This is a genomic window from Prosthecobacter sp. SYSU 5D2 (assembly GCF_039655865.1).
In the GTDB taxonomy this organism is placed as follows: domain Bacteria; phylum Verrucomicrobiota; class Verrucomicrobiia; order Verrucomicrobiales; family Verrucomicrobiaceae; genus Prosthecobacter.
On the sequence record NZ_JBBYXL010000014.1, the window covers coordinates 23,626 to 43,350 of the forward strand.

General features: G+C 57.9%; 16 protein-coding genes. 5 read left to right on the forward strand and 11 right to left on the reverse strand.

Features of this window, described 5'->3' with window-relative positions; genetic code table 11:
* Positions 1 to 167 precede the first annotated feature (167 nt).
* Positions 168 to 830 (forward strand): VTT domain-containing protein, encoded by a 663-nt coding sequence (locus tag WJU23_RS21115; RefSeq protein WP_346334613.1) that lies wholly within the window; start codon positions 168 to 170, stop codon positions 828 to 830.
* Positions 831 to 892: 62 nt separating this feature from the next.
* Here the strand turns inward: WJU23_RS21115 and WJU23_RS21120 are convergent, their stop codons facing one another.
* The 6 genes from WJU23_RS21120 to WJU23_RS21145 form a co-directional block, all read right to left on the reverse strand.
* Positions 893 to 1,972, reverse strand: a complete 1,080-nt coding sequence (locus tag WJU23_RS21120; protein WP_346334614.1) for a TIGR02597 family protein — start codon at positions 1,970 to 1,972, stop codon at positions 893 to 895.
* A 34-nt stretch (positions 1,973 to 2,006) separates the two neighbouring features.
* Positions 2,007 to 4,079, reverse strand: coding sequence for a sulfatase-like hydrolase/transferase (locus WJU23_RS21125; RefSeq protein WP_346334615.1), 2,073 nt, complete (start codon positions 4,077 to 4,079; stop codon positions 2,007 to 2,009).
* Positions 4,080 to 4,114: 35 nt separating this feature from the next.
* Positions 4,115 to 6,262, reverse strand: a complete 2,148-nt coding sequence (locus tag WJU23_RS21130; protein WP_346334616.1) for a sulfatase-like hydrolase/transferase — start codon at positions 6,260 to 6,262, stop codon at positions 4,115 to 4,117.
* A gap of 69 nt (positions 6,263 to 6,331) precedes the next feature.
* The gene (locus tag WJU23_RS21135; protein WP_346334617.1) at positions 6,332 to 7,594 is read right to left on the reverse strand and encodes an anaerobic sulfatase-maturation protein; all 1,263 of its coding nucleotides are present in this window, start codon (positions 7,592 to 7,594) and stop codon (positions 6,332 to 6,334) included.
* Positions 7,595 to 7,772: 178 nt separating this feature from the next.
* On the reverse strand, positions 7,773 to 8,807 hold the full coding sequence (locus WJU23_RS21140; RefSeq protein ID WP_346334618.1) for a polymer-forming cytoskeletal protein: 1,035 nt from the start codon (positions 8,805 to 8,807) through the stop codon (positions 7,773 to 7,775).
* A gap of 220 nt (positions 8,808 to 9,027) precedes the next feature.
* Positions 9,028 to 9,402, reverse strand: a complete 375-nt coding sequence (locus WJU23_RS21145) for a polymer-forming cytoskeletal protein (RefSeq protein ID WP_346334619.1) — start codon at positions 9,400 to 9,402, stop codon at positions 9,028 to 9,030.
* Between the two features lie 307 nt (positions 9,403 to 9,709).
* On the opposite strand from WJU23_RS21145, the gene WJU23_RS21150 reads away from it, so the two are divergent.
* Positions 9,710 to 11,200, forward strand: a complete 1,491-nt coding sequence (locus WJU23_RS21150) for a DUF1501 domain-containing protein (RefSeq protein WP_346334620.1) — start codon at positions 9,710 to 9,712, stop codon at positions 11,198 to 11,200.
* 19 nt (positions 11,201 to 11,219) lie between these two features.
* Here the strand turns inward: WJU23_RS21150 and WJU23_RS21155 are convergent, their stop codons facing one another.
* The 3 genes from WJU23_RS21155 to WJU23_RS21165 form a co-directional block, all read right to left on the reverse strand.
* Entirely contained in the window at positions 11,220 to 11,891 is a 672-nt protein-coding gene (locus WJU23_RS21155; protein WP_346334621.1) for a histidine phosphatase family protein, read from the reverse strand.
* A gap of 33 nt (positions 11,892 to 11,924) precedes the next feature.
* Positions 11,925 to 12,758, reverse strand: a complete 834-nt coding sequence (locus tag WJU23_RS21160) for a hypothetical protein (RefSeq protein ID WP_346334622.1) — start codon at positions 12,756 to 12,758, stop codon at positions 11,925 to 11,927.
* A 112-nt stretch (positions 12,759 to 12,870) separates the two neighbouring features.
* Positions 12,871 to 13,848: an endonuclease/exonuclease/phosphatase family protein gene (locus WJU23_RS21165; RefSeq protein ID WP_346334623.1), complete on the reverse strand. Its 978-nt coding sequence runs from the start codon at positions 13,846 to 13,848 to the stop codon at positions 12,871 to 12,873.
* A gap of 53 nt (positions 13,849 to 13,901) precedes the next feature.
* Between WJU23_RS21165 and WJU23_RS21170 the strand changes: the two genes are divergently transcribed.
* Both WJU23_RS21170 and WJU23_RS21175 read left to right on the forward strand, forming a co-directional pair.
* Entirely contained in the window at positions 13,902 to 14,216 is a 315-nt protein-coding gene (locus WJU23_RS21170) for a hypothetical protein (protein WP_346334624.1), read from the forward strand.
* A gap of 213 nt (positions 14,217 to 14,429) precedes the next feature.
* On the forward strand, positions 14,430 to 15,110 hold the full coding sequence (locus WJU23_RS21175) for a cysteine peptidase family C39 domain-containing protein (RefSeq protein WP_346334721.1): 681 nt from the start codon (positions 14,430 to 14,432) through the stop codon (positions 15,108 to 15,110).
* Positions 15,111 to 15,189: 79 nt separating this feature from the next.
* On the opposite strand, the gene WJU23_RS21180 is transcribed toward WJU23_RS21175, so the two are convergent.
* A complete protein-coding gene (locus WJU23_RS21180; protein ID WP_346334625.1) occupies positions 15,190 to 17,580 on the reverse strand; it encodes a Tex family protein in 2,391 nt (796 codons plus the stop codon).
* Positions 17,581 to 17,730: 150 nt separating this feature from the next.
* On the opposite strand from WJU23_RS21180, the gene WJU23_RS21185 reads away from it, so the two are divergent.
* Positions 17,731 to 18,165, forward strand: coding sequence for a pyridoxamine 5'-phosphate oxidase family protein (locus WJU23_RS21185; protein WP_346334626.1), 435 nt, complete (start codon positions 17,731 to 17,733; stop codon positions 18,163 to 18,165).
* 40 nt (positions 18,166 to 18,205) lie between these two features.
* On the opposite strand, the gene WJU23_RS21190 is transcribed toward WJU23_RS21185, so the two are convergent.
* On the reverse strand, positions 18,206 to 19,705 hold the full coding sequence (locus WJU23_RS21190; protein ID WP_346334627.1) for a CbiX/SirB N-terminal domain-containing protein: 1,500 nt from the start codon (positions 19,703 to 19,705) through the stop codon (positions 18,206 to 18,208).
* Positions 19,706 to 19,725 lie beyond the last annotated feature (20 nt).

Genomic DNA, 19,725 nt, shown 5'->3' on the forward strand with positions numbered 1-19,725 from the left:
CCCATCAATCGGGAAATCCAGAACCAGCAAAACGGCGTTCGGAGTACCGCATTTATGCGGAATCTTTGAAGCTGCGCCCCCTCGGTTTTTGGAAAACTTTGGACATGCAAAAAAACTGCCTGCCAGCTCCAGCTTGCAACCCCCGGCAACGCAAGCCTTGGTAACCCATGACTTTGAAACATGGCAAAGGAGCCTTTGGGGCCCTGATCCTGATGGTGCTGACCGCCATCATCGTGCCATTCATCCTCTGGGGAGAGCACTTTGATGCCGTCCTAAGCCTCGAAGGCGCGCGGCAATGGATGGAGAATTACGGTCACTGGGCCTGGGCCGCCGGCATGGGCCTGCTCATGAGCGACATCATCCTGCCCATCCCCAGCACCGTAATCATGTCCGCCCTCGGCTGGATGTATGGATGGTGGCTCGGCGGTCTCATCGCCGCAGGCGGCTCCTTTTTATCCGGCCTGCTGGCCTATGGCCTGTGCCGCTGGCTTGGCCGGGGGGCTGCCCGGTGGATCGCAGGTGAAGAGGGCCTGCGGCGGGGTGAGCTGCTCTTCGCGCGAAAAGGCGGCTGGTTGGTGGCCCTTTCCCGCTGGGCCCCGGTGCTGCCGGAGGCCGTCGCCTGCCTGGCAGGCATGATGCGCATGCGTTGGAGCACCTTTGTCCTCGCACTCGCCTGTGGCTCCCTGCCCTTGGGATTCGCCTTTGCCGCCATCGGCCATTTAGGCCATGCCAGCCCCGGCTGGGCAATAGCACTCAGCGCCCTCCTGCCCCTCCTGTTCTGGGCCTGGGCAGGCAGAAAATGGGGAGGTAAAACCGGCCCGGTGACTTAAATCCTTGACCCGAATGCCGGGATCAATCTGGCTCTCCCTTCAGATCGGCAGGTGACCTTCCATTAACGGACGTTGTTGAGGTTGTACATCACATCCGTCTTCTTAACGGAGATCGCTTTCTTCACGACAAACGCACTGCCAGCCGGAATGATGGGATCAACCGCCAGGGAGCTTCCCATCATGTACCACTTGTTCTTATACCTGTAGTAGGTGGCACCGACCTTGCCAAACCCATTGTCAACCAACAGAAGATCATTGTGCCCCAGCGGAGAATGATTCAGACTGGGCGTGAAATTCTTGTTGGTGAAGCCCATCTTCGAAAGCTTATAGTCAGATGAGCGCGGCAGGGCGAAGCAGTTCATCGTGATCTCGGTGGGAGAGCTTGCAAAGGTGATTTGCAGGGTGGAGGTGAGTACGGTGCCAGCAATGATGGCATCCAGCGGGTAGCTGCCATCGTGGGTGCTTTGCAGATATAAAGAACGGGTGGGTGCCACCAGATCCTTTCCGGCAGGTGTGAGGGGATCCTTGCTGTTAACCCAGGCGGACAGGCTGCTGCTATAATAGTAGGATTCCCCGACTTGTTGCGGCTGTTCGTTGGCTGCAAAGGTGAGGGGGGCAATCACCAGCTTGGTTTTGATGCTGTCTGCTGACGTGGTCGGGATGAAAGAAACCGTCGCGGCCGAGGTGGGAAAAAGCGTTTCCAGATTCCAGTAGGGCCGTACTTCCACCGTGCGTATGCTGCCCTTGCGGCTGACCAGCCCGTCTGTGCGAAGGGCCAACGAAGACGGCGTATTCCCCGTGACCGTGAAATACAAGCCTGCCCAGTGACCCGCCGTGACCATGGCGTAATAGGTGTTTGCCCCCGGCTCGTATTGGTCCGTCAATAGCGGTGCGGTGTAGCTGTCCAGGGCCGGTTTGCCCGCCAGGTCTAGCGTGGTCGTGGAACCGGACGTGGCTGTGGAGGTGACCTTAAAAATTCCAACGCTGGGACGCTGAAACTGTGGAGCGACAATGACAGTGGTGTTGGCCGGAACATAAACATACTGGCTGCCGGTCGTGCCCTGTGCAGTGCGGAATTTTTGGGCGGACGCCGTGGTTAACAAGGCCAGGGCGGTCAAGAGGGTAAGGATGAACTGCTTCATGAAAAGAGACTTGCTTAAATTTGTGAACATTCAGTTAGACCGGGGCTAAGCGGGAAGGTTTTGGGATCACAGTCGGAGCTGGATTAGCCCTCCAGGTGAGACGGTAGTAAACTTTGAAACCCGTCACCGGCTGGGTGATGATCAGCGGGCCATTGTTGCCCGTGATGGGATCATTGACGTTGGTCCAGGTCTTTTGATCCCGGGAAGACTGCAACTGATATTGAGTCGTTTCGCGGGAGACCCAGGTGAGCAGCAGCTCGCTTTCCAACTGGTTGAACTCGTTGGTCCAGTTCAGCAGCTCCACTTTAAAATCCTGCGGAGGAATGGCCGCTTTGGCACGCCGGGGGCGCAGTTTGGTATTGAGCGCCCGTTGCAGTTTCTGCTTCATCTGCTGCCGTTTCTTCTCCAGGTCCGGCGTGGCCAGGGCTGGCAGTCCGCGCAGCCGCCGTTGAAATTCGGCCCACTGGGAGAGGTTCTGGTATTCCACCGGCTGCCCGGTGCTGCCGCCCAGTCCGTGATCCAGGTCAGTGTCCGTGCCACCGTCCGCCTTGTGGCGCATATCGTAAAACTCCGCCTGCGGCAGCTCATGCCCATCGGCATCAAAGTAATAAGCATACTTCGATTCCTTGTCCCGAATCGCCCGCACCCGGTTGGGCGGTGAAACGATGCCACCAGGAAACTTCTCCGCACTCTGCCCCGCATAGATGTCATCATAGGTGAACAGAATGCTATCCTGCACCGCCGGTCCTGACGGGTTCTTGATCAGTGAGCTGTAATCCACCCCGCTGAACTGATAACGCCGGGGGTTGATCCCCAGCATCGAGCAGACCGTGGGCACAAAGTCCACGTGGGACACCAGCTCTTCGCAGATGGCTCCGCCAGCCTGGAAGTCCACCGGATTGGACCAGACCATGGGCACCTTGATGGTCTCTTCATAAACGCAGAAACCCTTCTGCCGAAGCCCTCCATGAGAAAGGCCAAGCTCACCATGGTCAGAGGCATAGACAATCCAGGAATTGTCCCGCAGAGCCGTTCCTCGAAGCAGATCCAAAATCTTTTTGAACTCGGCATCAACCAGCTTCAGACAGTTGGCGTAAAAATTCAGATAATTCAAGCTGCCGCTGCCGCTTTCGTCCGCCGTTTCATCCAGCTGGCCCAGAAGCAAATCCCCGAGCACCCGATACTTCGCATGCGTCGTAGGTTTGTAGTTGGCGAGCAGGTTCTCATTCAGCGTCGGCGGATTTTCAGTGATGTCGCCAGACAGGATGCTGCGGTCATAGCCCCACGTCGGAACGTCTGTGACCGTTGGATAATCACCGCTGTAGGTGGGATAGCCGATGAGGTCATGCGGATTCACCAGAGAGACGATCAGGCAGAAAGGCTTGGTGCCAGGGTTGGCGATCTTGTCACGCAGGTAGGCCAGCGCGCTCTGTTGCTCATACTCAGGGTTGATACCGCCTGCCCCGTCGTTGTAGGCCCAGTCGTACCCTTCCACCACTCGTGCATCCTGATTGTATTTTCCGCCGCCATACAGGCGTTCCGGATTGGAATCTGAGCCGATGTCGGGCCCGTTCCAGCCATCAAAGCCGCAGCGGGCCGGACGGTCATCCACCTTGCTCCCATCCGGCAGCACGGTGCCCTCCGTGAGATGCCACTTGCCTTTATAAACCACTTCATATCCGGCCTCCTTCAGAACGGTGCCCAGATTCGGCACACTCGGATCCAGCTGATTGTCGGCAACCGTTCCAATATTGACCTGCTGAACAACATCCGGGCAGAGATGCTGGGCCGGGTAAAGCCCCGTGAACAGCGTGTTACGCGCCGGCGTACACATGGAGGTGTTGGAAAAGGAGTTGGTGAAAGTGACCCCGGTATTCTTCAGTTCGGTCAGCGCTGGCCGGTTGGCCTCTTCCCACCCTTCCGGGAACCACATCGTGGCGCGCTCCTGATCCGTCAGAAACAAGATCAGATTCCGTCGCGCTCCTTTCTCTTCGGGCGGCGGCCATACCCCCAGCGCCCCCTGGACGGGCAGCACACAACCGGCACTGGCCGCCAGTTTCATAAACTCACGCCTCGGGATCTGCACGGGGGCGGAACTTTCAGTCAAATCATTGCAATGGATGGGAGCACCTCTCATGATATTCAGATCTTGGTCGTTGAAGCGGGTTGAGGCGTTTTCGTGCGCCGTTTAGGAGCCCAGGTCAGGCGGTAATACACCTTGAAGCCGGTCACCGGTTGATTGATGAAAATGGGGCCGTTGGTGCCGGGCACCGGTGCGCCCACATTAGTCCAGTTTTTTTGGTCGCGGGAATACTGCAACTGATACTGGCTAGTAGAGCGGGACAGCCAAGTGATCAGCAACTCACTCTCGAGCTGCTGATAGTCGTTCACCCAATTGAAAAGCTCCACGCGGAAATCCTGGGGCGGCACTGCAGGCCTCGCTCGCAGCGGTGCCAGTTTGGCTTTCATCACCCTCTGCAGCTTCGCCTGCATCATCTTCCGCTTCGCCGCGATCTCACCTGTGGCCAGTTTCACCACCCTCTGGCGCTCCGCCCACACCGAATAATTGATGTATTCCGCAGCCTTGCCCGTGCTGCCTCCCAGGCCGTTGTCCATGTCCGTATCCGTCCCGCCGTCCCCTTTGGAGCGCAGATCATAAAACTCGTCCTGCGGCTTCTCGCTGCCTTCGCCATCGAAGTAATAAACATATTTGAAATCCTTCTCGACCAGAGCGCGCAGCCGGTTCGGCGCAGCGACCAGGCCGTTAGGATTGCCCGCTGCATCCTGGCCGCACCAGATGTCGTCAAAGGTGAACAAGATGGCGTCCTGCACAGCCTTGCCATCCGGGTTCCTCAGCAGGGAGCTGTAATCCACACCTTTAAAAGGGAACGCTCGCGGATTCAGCCCCGCCACCGCGCTGAGTGTCGGCATGAAATCCACATGGGAAACCAGTTCATCACACACACGCCCCTCTGGAAAATCCACCGGGTTCGACCAGACCAGCGGCACATTCGCCATCTCTTCGTAAAACTCAAAAGACTTTTGGCGCAAGCCCCCGTGAGCCATCGCCATGTCACCATGGTCCGAAGTGAAGATGATCCAGGAATCCCTGCGCAACGCCTGCGCCGCCCCGGCATCCACCGTTCCGTCAAGCCCTTCAATAAGATCCAGCATCTTCGTGAGACGCTGATCATTGAGCTTCATCAGGTTGCCATAGAAGTTCAGATACTTCAGCTTGAGATCATCCGTCGGCACCGGACCCAGCCCGGCTGAAAAGGCCAGAAAATTGGGCTGGCAGACCGGCTTGTGATTCTCCAGCAGGGACTCATTGTAGGTCGGCGGAAGCCCGATTTCCAAGGGACCCGTCTGCTCGGACCAGGGAGAACTGCCATCTTCGCGGCCATAATAACCGCCTTCCAAATAGGTGCCATTGCCCCCGTTTGCCACAGAGACGCCTGGGCAGCCCAGCACATCGTGCGGATTGATCAGGCAGATGATCAGGCAAAAAGGATTGCCCCCAGGATTGTTGATCTTGTGGCGCAGAAAGGCCATGACGCTTTCGCGCTCGAATTCCGCGTTCATCGGCCCTTCTGCCTGGGAGAATATGTAACCGGGATCGGAAGGATCTCCCGTCGGCTCCTGCCAGGTTGAACCGTCAAAATAGCGGCCATCGTTATTGATCGTTCCCCCGCCATAGTTTTTCAGCTTGGCGTCTCCCCCCGCATCGGGTGAATTCCACTGCTGCATTCCATATCGGCTGATGTCATCATCCTGGTGCCCACCGTCGGGATGTTCCATGCCCTTGCTCAGGTGCCATTTGCCCTTCCAAACCACATCATATCCTGCCGAGCCGAGCACGGTGGCGATATTTGGCAATGTCGGATCTAGCTGATGCTCCGCCTCTGATTGCGACATGCCTTCGGAAAGGGTGTCGAAATTCCGGTGCTGTTCAGGATACAGGCCCGTGAACATCGTCGTCCGCGAGGGCGTACACATGGCCGTGTTCGTATAGGCCCGTGTAAAGGTCACTCCGGTGTTTTTCAGCCGGTTCAGACCAGGAAGATTCGCTTCCTGCCAGCCCTCGGGGAACCAGCGCAGGTTCTGCTGCTGGTCAGTGGTGAAGAGAATGACATTGCGGCGCTGCTTGATGGCCTGCGCCTGCGTTTCGTTAGGCCAGAAATTAACCGCCCCCTGTGCCGCGATCATTGCGCCGGTTCCGCCCACCATCTTGAGGAAATCTCGCCGACCTGCCGAGGACATTGCGTCTTGCTTTTCGAGTCTCAAATTCATAATTTCCGTTATTATTATAATATAGAAACTAAAAGCATCTTAAAGCAAATGGTTTTCCATCAATTCAAATTAAGTGCGATCTTGAAATCCGGCTTCTTTCTCCTTTAAGGGCAGCATTTGCATGATGCCTGCGGGCGAGCGGCGCTGCCCCAGGAGAGCAGTCATGCGGCGCATATAGGGATCTACATGGCGGAAAAACTTTTTGTACCCACCGCATAGATAATTCAGCCCCGGTTCTCCATCCGGTGTGGTAAGGAACCGGTGTTTAGGGCACTCTCCATGACAGGCAAAACGCACTTCGCATTCCCGGCAATATTTGGGCAGACGCTCCGATTTGTTACCACCAAAGTTCCGCTGCTGAACCGAGTTGACCATGGTGGCCAGGGATTCATTCATCACGTTGCCAAGCTTGTATTTCGGATAAACAAAGTGGTCACAGGAAAAAATATCCCCATTGTGCTCCACGGCCAGCGCCTCCCCACAATCCGGTAAAAACAGGCACAGCCCAGGGCCAAACCCGGCCCAGATGCCAAGAGAAACATCAAACATCTGGACGAAAACCTTGCCCACATCCCGGCTCACCCAGGCATCAAAAATCGTGATGAGGAAATCCCCGTATTGCTCGGGACCCACGCTCCACTCCGTGACAGCCGATTCCGGCTGGCCCGGTTCAGGAGGTTCCGCATAGTCCAGTCCTGCAGCCGATCCTGGAGTCGGCAGCCGCTCAATAAGCGGGATGAACTGGATGTAACCAGAACCGGATTCGCGCAGAAAATCATACACCTCCAGCGCATGCCCGGCATTGGTGTGGCTCACAACCGTCAATGTATTAAACTCCACCTTGTGAGCCTTTAGCAGTTCGAGGCCGCGCATCACCCGGTCGAAGGTCGGCTTCTGGCCTTTGTCTTTGCGGTGCGCATCGTGAAATTCGCGCGGACCGTCTATGCTCAGTCCGATCAGAAACTGATGCTTCTGGAAGAACTCACACCACTCATCGGTCAGCAGGGTGCCATTGGTCTGCAGGGTGTTGTTGATCTTGCGGCCGCCGGCATATTTGCACTGCAGGTCCACCACGCGTTTGAAGTAGTCCACCCCGAGCAGGGTGGGTTCTCCCCCCTGCCAGGCAAAGGTGACCTCAGCAGTTTTTTGCGATTCAATGTACTGCCGGATGTAGGCTTCCAGCACAGCCGGCGACATCCTAAAGTTCTCGCCCTTGGGGAAATAGGTCTCTTTTTCCAGGTAATAACAATAAGTGCAATCAAGGTTGCAGATCGGCCCGATGGGCTTGGCCATCACATGAAAATTGGTAGTGGCTGGAGACGTGGAATGCATAAGAATGGGAAAAAGAGCAAATGCGCAGCGTGGCGCCAGCCATTCGCTGTCTGATGTAGCTGGGGAACGGCACAGTGTCCAAGCGTAGCGTCCAATTACCCCAAATTCCACGAATTAACGGCTTAATCCAGACCCACCGGCCGATATATAAGCTGCCAGGGCATCCCTGCTCCGGTTCCTACTTCCGGACAATGTTCATGCCGCCATTCAGTTCCCCGCCCGGTTCGATGGATACGGATCGTGCAGTGATGTCTCCATTCACGCATCCGTTGGGGCCAATGAGAAACGACCCGCTGGAAATGATCGTGCCGGTGATACGGGCATGGATCTCCACCTCCTCCGCATAGACCTCGTTAATAAACACGACATCGCAGCCTTTTTCGATGATGAGGCGGCGGCAATGCACCTGGCCGATCATGTTGCCATTGGCGCGGAAGATGGCATCACCGCTGGCTTTGACATTCGCCTCCAGGATGCCCTGGCAGCGCAGATCTTTGCAGATGATGCTTTCAGCCGAAACTTGGCCGCGCTTGCGGATAAGCACATCCCCACGGGTCTTGATGGAATCCCCGGAGGGCATGTTCACCTCCACATCCTCCAGCGCAATGGTGGCTCCGCAGTTCGGGCACTGGGTGGAGCGGGTGGAACGGCTGACTTTGAACGAGTGATCGCACTCGAAGCAGTCGGCATCCTTGAAATACTGGTTCCGGTACATCCCCTCACTCTTCATCTTCTGAAGCGTGCTGGCGCTCATGGGGGCCGGGGCAGCGGTCGGCGGCGGGGAGTTGGATTGGGCGCGTTTTTCAGTTCCCGCAGCTGCCTCCGCAGCGTTCGCCTGGTACGGAGCAGGCCGTGAGCGGCGGTAGGATGGAGCCGCGACCGGAGGCGCTTCCCGTTCTGAATCCTCGGGTTCAGCCGCCGTGTCGCCACTGGAAACAGCCTCGGATTCAGGATCTGGTGCAGCCTCTTGGGCGGGTGGGGCCGGTTCAGACGGGGATGCAGGTGCGCCAGCCGGCGGGGTTTTGCCCTGCTGTTTGAGAAAGACGCCAAATCCTCCCTCTTCCGCTTCCTCCTCCGAGACAGGCTGGGCAAGCTCAGCCGCAATGGGATCCGAAATGGGCTGGAGAGCCGAGGCAGCCGGTTTTGGGGCTGGCCTGGAGACAGGCGGCTCAGGCTTGGCTGCCGGTTTGGCATCCGCCCAGGGATCCGGCATGCCCATGCCTGAGCGCGTCACACTGGAAGCGGTGACCTTCTTGCGCTCAACAGTCAGATGAACCCCGCACTTTTTGCAAAATGTGGAGACTACAAGACGCGGCTCATACTGAGCCGCGCCACACGCCGGACAGACCACCTCGATTTGATTCTTCGGTGGGCCTGGCCGGTCGTTTTTAGAGCCGAATAGACCCCGAAACACTCGTCGGTGGTTCTAAAGTTTAGGGTTGTGCAGGACGACCGCCCCCCAGAGGGGCTGGCTTGGATGGCTCAGGTTTGCGGCCCACTTTGGAGGCCCCCATGAACGTTGCGCCTTCTTCGATGGAAAGTGTGCCGGCTTCGATGTCACCGACCAGGATGGCATTGCTCTTCAGCTCGCAGCGCTCCACGACGGTAATATTACCTTCGACCTTGCCGAAGATGATGACGGAACGGGTCTTGATTTCGCCCTTGATGAGAGCGTTTTCGCCCACAGTCAGGCTGCCGTCGGAGGAGACTTCCCCTTCGATTTTCCCATCAATGATGAGGTCGTGGGAAAATTTGATGGAACCTTTGATTTCGACGTCGTTCGAAAGAACGTTTTTGCTGGAAGTCATGTTATAAGAATTTGAGGCGCGTTGGGGTTGTGCAGCAGGAGCTGGCGCGGAGAAGCTGGAGCCACGGTCGGCCATTGAGGCCGGTGCGGGGGCCTCAGCGCGGCCTGATTCCTTTTGCCCTTCTGTGGGTTGTCCGATAATTTGCCTTAGCATGGGGTGGTACTATAGGGGGACTGTAACTTGAGTGTCAACGGTGTGCTGAATTTATTTCAGGGCATTTCCGCCCCAAAAAGGAACAGGAAGAATGAAACAATAGTGATGCAAAAGCTATGCCACCCGAAACGTTTGTTTCCCAAGAGCGTCAATCATGCATCCAGTCGAGCATCAGATCCTGCAAACTCGCCGTGAGTTTCTCACCACTTCCGCCAATGGCATTGGGGCGCTGGCGCTGGGAGCAATGCTGACACAGGAGGGGCTCATCACTCCCGCGACGGCTGGCATCACGCCAGGCATGGATCCGCTGGCACCACGTGCCCCCCACTTCCCGGCACGGGCCAAGAACTGCATCTTTATCTTCATGGAGGGTGCGCCCTCCCAGATGGACCTCTTTGATCCTAAACCGAAGCTCAACGAACTCCACGGCCAGCCGCTGCCGGAGAGCATGACCAAGAATGTCCGCTTTGCCTTCATCAAGAAGGAGACGGCAAGGCTCATGGGCAGCCCTCGCAAATTTGCCAGGCATGGACAGAGCGGCATGGATTTCAGCGACCTGCTTCCACACATGGCCAAGACAGCGGATGACTGGCTGATGATCCGCAGTCTGCACACGGACCAGTTTAACCACCATCCCGGCCAGCTTGTGCTGCACACAGGGCGGGCTCAGTTTGGCCTGCCCACGGTCGGCTCCTGGCTCAACTATGGCCTGGGCAGCAGCAGCAGCAACCTGCCAGGGTATGTGGTGCTCAGCGCAGGCCGCGGGACCAGCGGCGGGGCTTCCCTGTGGCAGAGCGGTTTCCTGCCCAGTTCTTATGCCGGGGTCCTTTTCCGCAACCAGGGAGAGCCGGTGCTGAATCTGAAAAATCCACCGGGCCTGCCGATGACTTTGCAGCGCCGGGGACTCGATACACTGATGGAGCTGAACCAGAGCCGCTTTGACCAGTTTCGCGATCCCGAGATCGCCAGCCGCATCGCGGCCTATGAACTGGCCTTCCGCATGCAGTCCGCCGCGCCCGAGCTAATTGACCTCAAAGATGAGGACCCGAAGACGCTGGAGATGTATGGCGTGAACCGCGAAGACCCGCCCATCAAGGCCCAGCGCGCGGGAGGTCCGGGGCAGTACAAAGCCTTTGCCACCAACTGCCTGCTCGCACGCCGGATGGTGGAGAGAGGTGTGCGTTTTGTCAGCATCATGCATGCAAGCTGGGACCACCACTCCAATCTGGATAACGAACTTTCGTACAATGCCGGCATGGCGGACCAGCCCATTGCCTCGCTGCTGAAGGACCTGAAACAGCGGGGCCTGCTGGAGGATACGATGATTGTCTGGGGCAGCGAGTTCGGGCGCACCCCCCTCGGGGAAAACCGCAATGGCCGCAGTGACGTCTCCGGGCGTGACCATCACCCCTTTGCCTTCACCATGCTGATGGCCGGCGGCGGCATTAAAGGCGGCCAGATCTATGGCGAAACGGACGAAATCGGCTGGAGCATCGTGCGCGACCCGGTGGACATGCACGACTTCCACGCCACGCTGCTCAACCAGTTCGGCTTTGACCATCTCCGCCTCACCCACCGATTCCAGGGCCGGGACTTCCGCCTCACCGATGTGGCCGGGCGGGTGATCAAGGAATGGATCACCTAACTAAGTTTGCATAAAACCATCAGTCATCCTTGATGAGTGGCGCATCCGGCACCGTCGGAAACGGCGGGCAGAAGTTCAGCAGCTCGATCTCAAAGGCATGCTTCTTTTCAGGCTGCACCTCCACGACACTGATGCTGCCGTATTGAATATTGAAGTGCGCCATGTGCTTCAAAGGCTGCCCGAGCATGAGCGCCAGGATCACCCGGATGATGCCGCCGTGGCAGAACACCGCCACCTGGCGGTGCGGATTGTCCTGAAGGATTTTTAATAAGGCAGGCTCCACCCGGTCAGCCAGCTCCGTGGCCGTCTCGCCATTGGGTATGCCGACACTGCCGATAATCTCCAGCCAGTCAAAGGCGCTCACGCCAAAGTGCTCCTGCACCCCCTCCCAGCGATAGCCTGTCCAGTCGCCAAAGTCCACCTCCCGCAGGCTCGGGATAAGGATGGGATCAAGCTGCCGTACCGCTGCCAATGGAGCAAGAGTCTGCTGCACGCGCAGCATGGGGCTGGCATAGATCGCATCCAGGGGGACATTGGCCAGCCAGCGTGCCACGGCTTCACCATGCTGCCGCCCCAAGGGAGAAAGACCCATGTCAATGCGGCTGCCGCCAAAGACATTGTGATAACGCTCCTCCACCTCTCCATGACGGATGAGATAGAGCCGGGTGGGATGATGCAGCTTCGTTTTCAAGTGGCCCTTTCATCGTCCAGCAGGGCTGCATGTTCAAGACGACATGCGCTTCATCGCGGTCAGCACCGTTCTTGAACAGAGGTCGGCCGTCACCTGAACATCAAGCCAGGTCGTATCCAGCTTTTCCAGATGAATTCCACGGAGCTGGAGATGCTGGCACACCTGCGGATGACACCGGGCTGTCTTGAGCTTCCCATTGGCTTCAGCTTTGGCACTGTCAGGTCCTTGAGGAGGCCAATCATCGACCAGTTGCCGGATCTCCTCTTCGGAAAAGGCAGGTTCACAGAATTTTTCGCCATACTTGGCCACCAGGTTCCGGCGTTCCTCCACCGTCATCCCCTTCCCCAGTCGCTGAAGTGTTTTACGCACATTCGCAAGACGGCGTTCGCCTTGATATCGCGCACATTTCTTTTTGCCACGCTCCAGCCGGCGTTTCTCCATGATCTCGGGCTCTGCAACAAGATGCAGGACAAGATCCGGCAGCAGTTGTCTGGGCAGCATTTCCACATGCTCCGGAAGGACCGGCAGCCGCAGAATGCCCTGGTCCACCAGCACCACCTGAACTCCCTGCTCCATCGCCTTCCGGGCCAGGCCGATGGTTGAAAAAGATCGTATCCAGCCAGTATAACTGGCAGTGCAAATATGGGCCTGGGTGGTCCTCCACGCGGCCACTAACGAACGTGGATTTGTCGCGACCCATGCCCACCGTTTTAACCGCGTCCAGCGGCGCCGGCGGCGCGGCACATTTTTCTCCGGCAAGGCCGCCACGGAATTCTGCCCCAGGATTTCCTGGAGCCTGTCTGCAACCAACGCTGACATGGTGGACTTGCCCACCCCGCTGGCACCTGCTAGTTCGACAACGATCATCGGCAAAATGCACCTTTGTAAAAGGTACGACAAAGGTACCCCTGCTGACGGAATTGTCACACCAAAAAATTAGACAAACTCATTTCAAACATTCATGAAACAAGGCTCATCCTCATGGCTGCCACCCCACTTCCAGCTCCTGTGGCCGGTGATCTGACCCCACCTCTGGACCAATACGCCTGCCAGGAATGACAAGAGGTGGAGTGCACAGTGCGTGATCAATGGGTAAAGCAAAAAGATTCCGCGCCTGCCAGGTCGGCAGGCTGGAAGCGGCGGGTGAGCGATAATCCAGGCCGGATGGCCGCTGTAAAAGCGTCATGCCATGAGACCAGGGCGTGGCATTCAAATCCCCCATCAGCAAGACGGGCAAGTCCAAAGCTGAAACATATTCCCCCAATTTCTGAAGTTGTGCATCCCTGCTGGCTGCCCATTCAGATCCGATGGGAGGCACCGGATGCACCCCCAAAAGGACCATCTCCCGCCCTTCATGGATCAGCCGGGCATACAGGGTGGGGGTGGCGGTTTCAGAAGTGGTAAGAACCTGCGGCTCCAGCAAATGCACCCGGCTGTAAACGGCTACGCCAAAATTGTCCGACTGAAGATGCACGTGATGATGGGGGTGCGTGGCCTTCAGCGGCTCCAAAGCCTGTGCCCAGGCCATGTTCGTCTCTACCAGAAAGATGACATCGGCCCGCGTGGACTGCAGATAATCTAAAACACGCTTTTTGTTAGAATTGCCAACTTCCACATTCAGGCTGATCACCCTCAGCCGCCCGCCTTCAGCTTTCGCGAAAGCGGGATCACCCCGTGTGCGATACAGTTCCGTCCCGTTCATCAGCAATGAAGCGAAGCATATGGCCAGCACCCAGCGGGCCCGCTTCATGACCAGGCACCACCCGATGCCCAGCAGGCAGATGCCCCCATACTGCCAGCGGAAGTGGCTGAACAGGTCCAACAGCCAATGCCAATGCCCCAGCAAGCCCAGCCAGATGCCGATAAGTGCCATCAAAAACAGAATGTCCACCAGTCCGCTGATCCGCAGGCTGGCAGAAAGGAAGGGCCGCTGGGGGTTCATCAATGAAGGAATCAAGAAAGCCGGAATTGAGCAAGGGGTGGTTAATTTCCACGACGCACCTCGCAGCCATGCAGACCGGCCACCTTGGCCGCCACATCAAACAGAAGAAGATGGTCTGCATTCGGCACAAATATTTTCAAGGAGATCAAAGTGGCAACCACCTCAAAAGGTCTGCATTCAAGCAGGGCTGCAAGTTTTTTTACAGTGATCTCATCGGCAATCTCGATGATCTTGGATTTCGCCTGAAGCACCTTCTTCGGGAATGGATGCCGGAATTAATAAGTCTGCTGCAGGCGGCTTTTCGAGCGGCAGGTTCAGCACCTCCAGAAGGTCCTTGCACCCCAATGGCAGTGAGCAGTCCCGCCTGTGGTAGTCCGGTGTAAGGTCAGCCATGGCAACAGGATGCCACAGAAAGTGTTGTGCAGCGAGGATGATGTGATCTTTAATGCATCGCGGCGGCTGTTTATTCTTTTGTCATGAATCCAAATTGGGTGGGAATCATTTGTTCCGTGGGGGCTATATTGGCTTTCTTACTCAGCTATGCATCAGGGCGCAGGATGCCAGGGAGAAAGCGTGGATGGTATATCTTGCTGACAATGATCCTGGCGGTGCCGGGGGCGAGTTTTGCGGCTTACTATGCGCATCTGGTGGAAGTGCCGGGGTGGTATTATGAATTCCGCTCCTGGCGGGGTACGGAAGGGTTGCTCATGTTGATCGGCGTGGCAGGCGGACTCGTCGCAGCGGACCTGGGGGCAGTGTTCCGGATGCTGGCGCTGCTGGGAGTGGCGGCTTTCGTATCCGTACCGTTTGTGAAGCCTTTCCTGGGACCCTTTCCCGACGGTGCGCTGCGCGACCTTTGGAGCGGGGACGTGTGCCTGCAAAGCACCTATTCCACCTGCGGCGCGGCAGCGGCTGCGAGCCTGCTGCGCAAGCATGGCCTGGCGGCAACGGAGGCGGAAATCGCCAAAGAAGCCTATTCCTATCAGGGCGGCACGGAGGTGTGGTACCTGGCCCGCGCCGTGAGGCGGCGTGGCCTGAAAGCGACGATGCATGTGAGCGATGGAATGCCTGATTTCCTTCACGATATGTCCCGGCCCTTCACGCCATGCATTGTAGGCGTGAAGTTTGGCGGTACAGGACATTTCATTGCCCTTCTGAGCCGGGATGGAGATCAGTTTCATGTCGGTGATCCGCTGCGTGGGAGCGAGAAAGTGGATGGGAATGCGCTGAGGGATCGTTACCGGTATAGCGGCTTTTGGATGGAGGTTGGACCATAATATTTTATGATGCAATAGAGCATTGTGGGCGTACAGTGATCTTTGGGTCCCATCACTCGGAGAGTGATGAAAACTTTCTTTACTTTTTGCCCTTCTGGCTCGCAGCAGTGAACCAGTCGCCACCACCGCCACCGAAGGGATTGCCCATGCCGCCACCTCCGCCAGAGCTGCTGCGATTCCCGCCTCCACCACCGCTGCTGAAGCTGCGGTTGCCACCGCCCTGGCCTCCACCGCCCTGCCCGGCTGGACGGGGACCGCCGGAGCCGGTCTTTTTCTCGAAGTCGGGCTTGGACTTCATGCTGAGGGCGATGCGCTTGCGCTGGATGTCCACTTCGGTGACGGTAACCATGACCTTTTGGGCGACCTTCACGACTTCGGCGGCATCGCGTACAAAAGTATCACTGAGCTGGCTGACGTGGACAAGGCCGTCCTGATGCACGCCAATGTCCACGAAGGCACCAAAGGCAGTGACGTTGGTGACGATACCGGGCAGCTTCATGCCGACGGTGAGGTCCTTCATGTCGTTGACCCCTTCGGCAAAGTTGAAGATCTCAAACTGCTTGCGGGGGTCGCGGCCGGGTTTGGCCAGCTCGTTCATGATGTCCTGGAGGGTCGGCAGACCGACGTCTTCGCTGACATACTTTTTCAAATCCAGCTTCTGGCGCAGCTCGGCCTTCTGCATGAGATCGGCGACGGTGCAGCCAAGATCGGCGGCCATCTTTTCCACGAGGGGGTAACGCTCCGGGTGGACGGCACTGGCATCGAGGGGATTGATGGCTCCGCGAATGCGGAGGAATCCGGCGGCCTGCTCGAAGGCTTTGTCGCCGAGGCGGGGCACCTTGAGGAGGTCCTTACGGGTCTTGAACGGGCCGTTTTCATTGCGAAAGGCGACGATGTTTCCCGCATGGGTGCTGTTGAGGCCGGAGACGTAGCTGAGGAGCTGCTTGCTGGCGGTATTCACCTCTACACCGACGCCGTTCACGGCGCTGATGACGACGTTGTCCAGGCTGCCTTTGAGCTGGTTTTGATCCACGTCATGCTGATACTGGCCCACACCGATGGACTTGGGGTCCAGCTTCACCAGCTCGGCCAGCGGATCCATGAGACGGCGGGCGATGGACACCGCGCCGCGCACGGTGATGTCGTGATTGGGAAACTCCTCGCGGGCGACTTCGCTGGCGCTGTAAATGGAGGCACCGCTTTCATTCACCATGAGGACGGGGATGGACTTGGGCACGCCGATCTTGTTGATAAACGCTTCCGTTTCGCGGCTGGCGGTGCCGTTGCCGATGGCGAAGGCCTCGATTTTGTAACGCTCCACCAGGTTTAGGATAAGCGTCTTGGCCTGCATGAGGCTGTTGCCCTCGCCTAACAAATAGATGACATCATTGAACAGGAGCTGGCCTTGGGCATCCAGGACGACGACCTTGCAACCGGTGCGGAAGCCGGGGTCAATGCCGAGGACGCGCTTCTGGCCTAGAGGAGCCGCCAGCAGCAGCTCGCGCAAGTTGTCGGCAAAGACACGCACGGCTTCACCATCGGCCTTCTTTTTGGATTCCAGGCGGGTTTCGGTCTCCATGCTGCTGCTGAGCAGACGCTTGTAGCTGTCGGCACAGGCCAGCTTCATCTGGTCGGAGCAGGCATTGGCCCCTTTCACAAACATGTTGGTCAGGATCTGCGTGCCGGCATCTTCCGGGGGGCTGATGCGCATGAGCAAGAAGCCTTCTTTTTCCCCACGGCGGATGGCCAGCATGCGGTGGGAGGGGATGGATTTCAGCGGCTCGGACCAGTCGAAGTAGTCGCGGAACTTCTGCGCATCTTCTTCCTTCTCTTTGCCATACATGACCTTGGAGACGACGGTGCTCTGTTCGCTGAACAGCTTGCGCAGGGCGGCACGGGCATCTGCGTGGTCGCTGATGCGCTCGGCGATGATGTCGCGGGCACCGCTGAGGGCCTCGGCGGCGTCCTTGACCTTCAGTTCCTCGGTTTCCGCATCCGGATTCACAAACTTGGCCGCCTCACCGTCCAGGTCCACGCCGTGGGTGAAAAGATTTGCTTCGATGAAATCCGCCAGCGGCTCCAGCCCCTTTTCCTTGGCAATGGTGGCACGGGTGCGGCGCTTGGGGCGGAAGGGGGCAAAGATGTCCTCCAGGGAGTTCATGGTCTCCGCTTTGTCAATCTTGGCGCGCAGCACATCCGTCATCAGATTACGCTCTTCCAGGGACTTTACGATGGCCGCCCGGCGGTCATCCAGCGCCACGAGCTGGTCCATGCGATCCTTCACATTTTGAATCTGCACCTCATCCATGGAGCCTGTGGCCTCTTTACGATACCGGGCGATGAAGGGCACGGTGGCCCCATCCGCGAAGAGCTGCGCCGTGGCTCCTACCTGAATGGCCCGCAGGCCCAGTTCCTTGGCGACGCGTTCGACGTGGGCGATGTTGATTTTGAGTTCGGTGGCAGCAGACATGGTTAGAAAGTGGAAATCTGAAAACTGGAAGGGATGTCTGAGTTAGCGAATGGGGTATCCAGGGCAACCCTGGAGCACGTTTCAGGCGAAACTTTTGTTTGAGCCTAATGCTTGACAACGCCCGTCCGCTTCCCGCGATAATGCGTCCGCATGCCCCAGCCCGCCCCTATCAACCCTGCCGATCTCCCTGTTTTGGCCCTGGCCACCATGAAAGCCGCTAAATTCCCCGTCCTCGCGACCATGAATGGCGACCAGCCCCGTGTGCGCCCGGTCTCTCCTGTAAAAACCGACGGTTTCATCATCTATGTCGCCAATCTCCGCCGCTATGGCAAAACCGCCGAGCTCGCCGCCAACCCAAAGGCCGAGCTCTGCTACACCGACGACGACCACAATCAGGTCCGAATCACCGCCACGTCAGAAATTCTCACGGACCGTCCTTTAATCGAAGACATCTGGAACAGCAATCCCCTGCTCCGCACCTACCTCCGCGATATCAACAACCCGGAGCTCATCATTTACAAGTTCACTCCGAACCGGGTCCGATACATGAAGGAATGGGCATTGGAGTATTGGGAAGTGCAATGACCTCATAATGAGCCGTGCTCGCTCGCAGGGATCGGCCTGATCACGGAGTGGCCTTGGATTCGAAGTTTTCGCGGGCGACTTTCCGGGCGGTGGAGACAATGTGATTGCAGGCCTCCATGCATAGGAGCGGTATGCACTGGCCGGGGGCCTGTCCCGGGACCTGACCTGCTTCATGGCCGAGCTTGGCGGTGGCAGGCGGGGGCAGTGGCTGGGAGGAGTCCAGAGGCCAGACGATACGGCGGAGGCAATTGGTATCTGTTTTGCAAAAGCTGCCGATGATCTCGCCCGATTGCGAATCGGTGATGCCGTTGGCAAAGCGGTACATGCCGGTCTGGCGGCCTAACAAATCACGCAACGGAACAGGCTGAAGGCAGCCATTTTCATGCGCCAGCGCCATGCCGATGGCAGCGGGATAAAAGAATTCCAGCGCAAGCTGAAGGGAGGCCAGATCTGGTAACTGCAACCGCCAGCCCCGGATGAGTGTGGGAGCAGTCTTGATGGGCCGGAATTCGCCACCGGCATCGTTGCGGGCGATGTCACGGGCATCCGATGGACAAGTATAAAGGGTGAGCGCTTCGGCAGGCAGGGAGACATCCTCCAGGTGACGTAGCGTGAAGGTGCCGCCCACCTCTGCAATGTGCACCTGGCCGATGACCTGACGGCCGGCCAGCAACCAGGCGGCCAGAGCGGTCTTCAATTCATCCGGGGGTGGCTGGGCTATGCCCGCAGTGGAGATGCCATGCTTGGCGTCGAAGTCGTGCACCTGGTCCAGAATGACATCAGCCATGAGGGGCTCCGTGCCGATAGCGCTGCTGTAATAGAGACTGCGCCCATGCATGGCGATGGGATTGTGACGGAAGACCTCCATCTGGCTGAGAGCCTTGCCAGGCTCTGACTCCATGCCCAGGAGCACAGGGATGTCCTGAAAGCTGTGCAGCCCATCCGCAATAAAAAACGGCACGACGACGACATTGGCCGCTGAGGTGAGGGTGTGCCAGTCGGAGACGAGGGGCGCCTCCTCCATGTAAGTATCTATGACTTCAGCGAAACCATAGCCGCCTTCACTGATGAGGCGGACCTGGTCCTGGATGGCTTTGGTGGAATTGTCGTTCAGATTGGTTCCGTGCCCGACGATGATGAGGCTCGTCTCCGAACGCGGCACCCCAGGGGCCACTTCATCCGCACGCTGCAGTAGCAGGCGGGTCATGTTGGGATGGATGCCTACAGGGTCGCAGTAATGGATGGTGCGGCCATCCCGCTGCGTGACGGGGCCGTCCAGGCGGAGCTCGCGCGGAAGCACCTGCTGGCAAAAGTAGCCTTCGCTGATGAAATTCGGGACGATGTAGATGACCTCACTGTCCACGGATTCATACACTTCGCGCATGGAAGGCTCTTCCTTCCAAAAGCAGCAGGCCACTTCGCGAAAGAGACCGCGCTGCCGGATCTCATCTGCATGGCGATGTGTGGGAGCGCTGGAATCAGGGTTCAGAGTCGAACCATGACCGACGATGATGAGAGCGGCGTGTGTGTGGGAGTTCAAAGCGCAGGTGATTACGTTTT

Coding starts and splice junctions, on each gene's coding strand:
- WJU23_RS21115 (WP_346334613.1), top strand. CDS start 168: ATGACTTTGAAACATGGCAAAGGAGCCTTTGGGGCCCTGATCCTGATG.
- WJU23_RS21120 (WP_346334614.1), bottom strand. CDS start 1,972: ATGAAGCAGTTCATCCTTACCCTCTTGACCGCCCTGGCCTTGTTAACC.
- WJU23_RS21130 (WP_346334616.1), bottom strand. CDS start 6,262: ATGAATTTGAGACTCGAAAAGCAAGACGCAATGTCCTCGGCAGGTCGG.
- WJU23_RS21135 (WP_346334617.1), bottom strand. CDS start 7,594: ATGCATTCCACGTCTCCAGCCACTACCAATTTTCATGTGATGGCCAAG.
- WJU23_RS21140 (WP_346334618.1), bottom strand. CDS start 8,807: ATGCCGGATCCCTGGGCGGATGCCAAACCGGCAGCCAAGCCTGAGCCG.
- WJU23_RS21145 (WP_346334619.1), bottom strand. CDS start 9,402: ATGACTTCCAGCAAAAACGTTCTTTCGAACGACGTCGAAATCAAAGGT.
- WJU23_RS21150 (WP_346334620.1), top strand. CDS start 9,710: ATGCATCCAGTCGAGCATCAGATCCTGCAAACTCGCCGTGAGTTTCTC.
- WJU23_RS21160 (WP_346334622.1), bottom strand. CDS start 12,758: ATGATCGTTGTCGAACTAGCAGGTGCCAGCGGGGTGGGCAAGTCCACC.
- WJU23_RS21170 (WP_346334624.1), top strand. CDS start 13,902: ATGCAGACCGGCCACCTTGGCCGCCACATCAAACAGAAGAAGATGGTC.
- WJU23_RS21175 (WP_346334721.1), top strand. CDS start 14,430: ATGATCCTGGCGGTGCCGGGGGCGAGTTTTGCGGCTTACTATGCGCAT.
- WJU23_RS21180 (WP_346334625.1), bottom strand. CDS start 17,580: ATGTCTGCTGCCACCGAACTCAAAATCAACATCGCCCACGTCGAACGC.
- WJU23_RS21185 (WP_346334626.1), top strand. CDS start 17,731: ATGCCCCAGCCCGCCCCTATCAACCCTGCCGATCTCCCTGTTTTGGCC.